The 4327-nt window shown below is 74.3% G+C and carries 2 protein-coding genes; both read right to left on the bottom strand.

The features are described 5' to 3' along the window. The coding region (locus ACFU99_RS34935; RefSeq protein WP_384399998.1) for an amino acid adenylation domain-containing protein at nucleotides 1–2859 on the bottom strand (2859 nt) is incomplete at its 3' end. Then, nucleotides 2856–4202: an FAD-binding oxidoreductase gene (locus tag ACFU99_RS34930; RefSeq protein ID WP_384400001.1), complete on the bottom strand. Its 1347-nt coding sequence runs from the start codon at nucleotides 4200–4202 to the stop codon at nucleotides 2856–2858. The genes ACFU99_RS34935 and ACFU99_RS34930, both read right to left, overlap by 4 nt. Nucleotides 4203–4327: the final 125 nt, after the last annotated feature.

Genomic DNA, 4327 nt, shown 5'->3' with positions numbered 1-4327 from the left:
CTCCTGGAGAGCGGTCTCGATCTCGCCCAGCTCGATGCGGTGGCCGCGGACCTTGACCTGGGTGTCCTTGCGGCCGAGGAACTCGATCTCGCCGCCGGGCAGGTAGCGGCCCAGGTCGCCGGTGCGGTACAGGCGTTGCCCGTCGGCGGGGTGGGTCAGGAAGCGGTGGGCGGTGGCCTGCGGGTCGCCCAGGTAACCCTGGGCGAGCCCGTCGCCGCTGATGTACAGCTCCCCCGGGACCCATACCGGCCGGTCCCGCAATGCGGCGTCGAGGACGCGGAAACCCTGGTTGGCGAGCGGCAGACCGTAGGGGACGCTGCGGCGGTCCGCGTAACTTCCTTCGCAGACGTGGTAGTTCGACCAGATGGACGCCTCGGTCGCGCCCCCGAGGGCCACCGTGCGCAGTCCCGGGAGCAGGGCGGCCAGTGTGTCGGGGAGGGTGACGGGCACCCAGTCGCCGGAGAGCAGCGCCAGGCGGAGCGTGGACAGGTCGTGGCCGGGCCCGGACTCCAGGTATGCGGCGAGCATGCCCATCAGGGCGGGTACCGAGTTCCACAGGGTGATGCCGTGCGCCTCGATCAGTTCGGCCCAGTGGGAGGGGTCGGTTCGGCGTTCGGGTTCGGGCAGTACGAGGGCGCCGCCCGCGGAGAGCGGGCCGAAGATGTCGTATACGGACAGGTCGAAGCCGAGGGCGGCCAGGCCGAGGACGCGGTCGTCGGCGGTCGTGCCGAAGCGGCGGCCGATGTCGGCGAGGGTGTTGAGGGCGGCCCGGTGGCTGATCACGACGCCCTTGGGCGGACCGGTGGAGCCGGAGGTGTGGATGACGTAGGCGGGGGCGTCGGGGTCCGGACCGGTGACCGGAGCGGCGGGCGCCCGCGCGGGCGCCAGGGTGTCCGCCTCGACGACCGTCCGGGCGGCGCCGGCGCCGTCCCTGGCGGTGGTGGTCCAGGACTGGGTCAGGACGTGGCGGACCCCCGCGCCGTCGAGCATGGCCGCCCGGCGCAGCGGCGGCTGGTCGGTGTCCATCGGCAGGTAGACGGCGCCGGCCAGCAGGGCGCCGAGGACGGCGGCGATCTGGTCGGGGCCCTTGTCCATGACGATCGCGACGTGGTCGCCGGCCCGGCAGCCGTCGGTGCGCAGCCGTTCGGCCACGGCGGCGGCCCGGCCCGCGAGGTCGCCGTAGCTCAGCCGCACACCGGGGGCGATCACGGCGGTGCGGTCGGGTTCCGCGGCGGCGCGGGCGAACACCTCCTGGTGCAGCAGGCCGTCCGGCAGGGGCGCGGCGGTGTCGTTGGCGCGGCGGCGCTCCTCGGACTGCCAGGCGGGCAGCGCCGCCGGCTCCTCGCCGTCCCAGGGCTCGTCGCGGTCGGCGAGGGCCCGCAGGTACGCCGCGAAGGCGCCGAACATGTCGTCCGCCATGCCGTCCGGGAACACCCCCTCGCGGACGTCCCAGTTGACCTGGAGTCCGTCGGCGTCGTCCATGGCCTGGCAGTCGATGAACACCTGCGGGGTCTGGGTGACGCCCGCTCCGTCGAGGCGGCCCTGGGCCCGGCCGCCGTCGCCGTCGTCGCCGAGGCCGATGGCGCTGGTGAAGACGATGGGCATCAGGGCCGCCTCGCGTCCTCGGCGGCGGGCCAGTTCGCGCAGTACCTCCACGCCGGAGCAGAGGCGGTGGTCGAGGTCGTCGAAGAGCCGGTCGGACAGGGCGCGGGTCCGCGCGGACAGCGACGCGCCTTCCTCGGGTTCCACGGCGAGAAGGCTGACCGTGGTGAAGTCGCCGACGACCCGGTCGATGTGCTCGTGCAGCGGCAGCCGGTTGAGGACGGTGAGGTTGAGCGTGAACCGGGGGCTGGAGCTCCAGCGGGCGAGCACGGCGGCGTAGGCGGCCAGTACGGCCGAGGACGGGGTCAGGTCACGGGCCCGTGCGCGTTTCTTGAAGTTCTCCCAGTCCTGTGCGCCGAGCCGCGTGAACCGGCGGGTGAAGCGCCCGGGGCCGGTGGCCTCGGGGGGTGCGGCGAGCGGAAGGCCGGGGGCGGGCGGGAGGTCGTCGAGGCGGTCCAGCCAGTAGGCGCGGTCCCGCCGGTGGGCCGGGGAGTCACGCAGCGCCCGCTCGGCGAGGAGGTAGTCGCGGAAGCCGATGCCGATCGGGGGCAGTGCGGCGTCGGGGTCGGCGTGGAACTTCTCGAACTCGCCGAGCAGCAGCCAGATGCCGGCCCAGTCGGTGAGCAGGAAGTCCATCGACAGGTGGAGGACGGCGCGGGAGGGGGTGCGGGTGAGGCGGACGTCGAACAGGGGCCAGGCGAGGGTGTCGTAGACGCGGTGGTCCATCTCGTCGCGGGCGTGGCGCAGCAGCGGCTCCGCGTCCCGTTCGCTGTCGGCGTGCTCGGCGGGGACGCGGAGCCTGGGTACCTCGGGGAGCACCCGCTGGTGTCCGGTGGGGTCGATGACGGCGCGGAGCATGTCGTGCCGGGCCACGAGGCGGTTCCATGCCTCTTCGGTGCGCTCGGCGTCGAGGTCGGGGTAGTTGACCTCGACGTAGACGTGGCAGGCGACGCCGCCGTAGTCGAAGGCCTCGTTGCGGCCGAGGAGGTAGGCGGACTGGACGTCGGTGAGCGGGAACGGTTCATGGCGGGCGTCCGGGTCGGCGGCCAGGCGGGCCGCGCGGGCCTCGGCGCGCAGACACTCCAGGACGGCGTCCTTGTGCTTTTTGAGTTCCCGCAACCGCTCGGCGGACAGGACGCCCTTGGGCGCGCGATAGCGCAGGGAGCCGTCCTCCTCCCACAGGTGTACGTCGGACTGCCGCAGGTCGGCTATCAGATCGGCCGGGGGTGAGGCGGGGGGTGAGGCGGGGATCGTCATCGGTCGGACTCCTTCGCCGTGTCCGGCGGGATGTTGGCGTTGAATCGGAAGAGGTTGCCGGGGTCCCAGTCGGCCTTGACCCGCCGCAGGCGTGCGTGGCCGGGCTCGCCGTAGGCGGCGCGCACCCACTGGTCCTCGGGGTCGGGCAGCAGGTTGACGTAGGGCCCGCGGGAGGCGGACTGGAGGGCCTGCCAGGCGCTGCGCGCGGGACGGATGTGGTCGGCGCTGTCCGCGTCGCCGTACCACTGGGCGCACAGTTCCACGAACCAGCGGGCGTCGCGGTGGGCGAACGCCGTGGGGCCGGCCGGGGCCCGTGAGATGGCTCCGCCCAGGGCGCCGACGACGACGGAGAAGTTCGGCCCGCCCGCCTCCCAGTGGTCGATGAGCAGGTCGATGGTGTGGTCGGTCAGTTCGGGCAGGAGTTCGCCCCGGTTGTAGACGTGCTGCCGGTCCGCGTTTGGGGGTGAGGGCAGCAGGCGCTGGTACGCGGTGTAGGCGAGGCGGGTGACGCCGTCGGCGGCCGGGCGGATCGGGCCCCGGCGCAGGGGCGCCAGCACCTTGTCCGCCTCGTCGGCGGGGCCGAACCAGCTCGGGATCAGCACGACGCAGCGCTCGAAGTGCAGGTCGGTGGGGATGAAGGGCAGTGGAGGGGCCGTCCAGAGCAGGGTGATGAGGGAGGCGGCGTCGGGGGCGTCGGCGAGCCAGTCGCGGGCGGTGCGCAGGGCGGCGCGCGCTTGGTGTGCGGGATGGACGAGAGGGCCGGCGACGACACCGTCCACGGGGTGGAGCCGGTATCCGAAGCGGGTGACGACGCCGAAGTTGCCGCCGCCCCCGCGCAGTGCCCAGAACAGGTCGGGGTGGGTGTCGGCGTCGGCGCGCACATGGCGCCCGTCGGCGGTCACCAGCTCGAAGAAGGTGACGTTGTCGCTGGTGAGGCCGTACTGGCGGGACAGGTCTCCCACTCCGCCGCCGAGGGTGTGGCCGGCGATGCCGACGTCGGGGTTGCGCGGGCCGGGCACGGCCAGCCCGGACTGCTGGGTGAGGTCGTCGAACTCGCCCCAGGCGAGGCCGGGTCCGGCGACGGCGGTGCGGGCGAGCGGGTCGACGGCGAGGTGTTTCATGCCGCCGAGGTCGATGACGGCGCCGTCGTCGCAGGTGCCCCACCCGGCCACGTGGGCGCCGCCGCCGCGTACGGCGACGGGCAGGCCGTGCCGTCGGGCATGGGCGAGTACGGCCATCACGTCGTCCGGGTCGGTGCAGCGGGCGATCAGGGCGGGGCGGTGGTCGGCGCGCGCGTTGCGGACGCGGCGGGCCCGGTCGTAGCCGGTCCCGCCCGGGGTCAGGAGCCCGCCCCCGCCACCCGCGGGCGCCCGCCACCCCCCCCCCCCCCCCCGGGCCGGGGGGGGGATGGGGCGCGTCGCCCTCTGCTCGGCGCACGGAACCAACCGCGGCGGTAAAATTGAGAGCG

Source organism: Streptomyces sp. NPDC057654 (genome assembly GCF_042800135.1).
In the GTDB taxonomy this organism is placed as follows: Bacteria; Actinomycetota; Actinomycetes; order Streptomycetales; family Streptomycetaceae; genus Streptomyces.
Note: the sequence above shows the minus strand (reverse complement) of the source record. Positions and strands in the feature narration are given on the sequence as shown.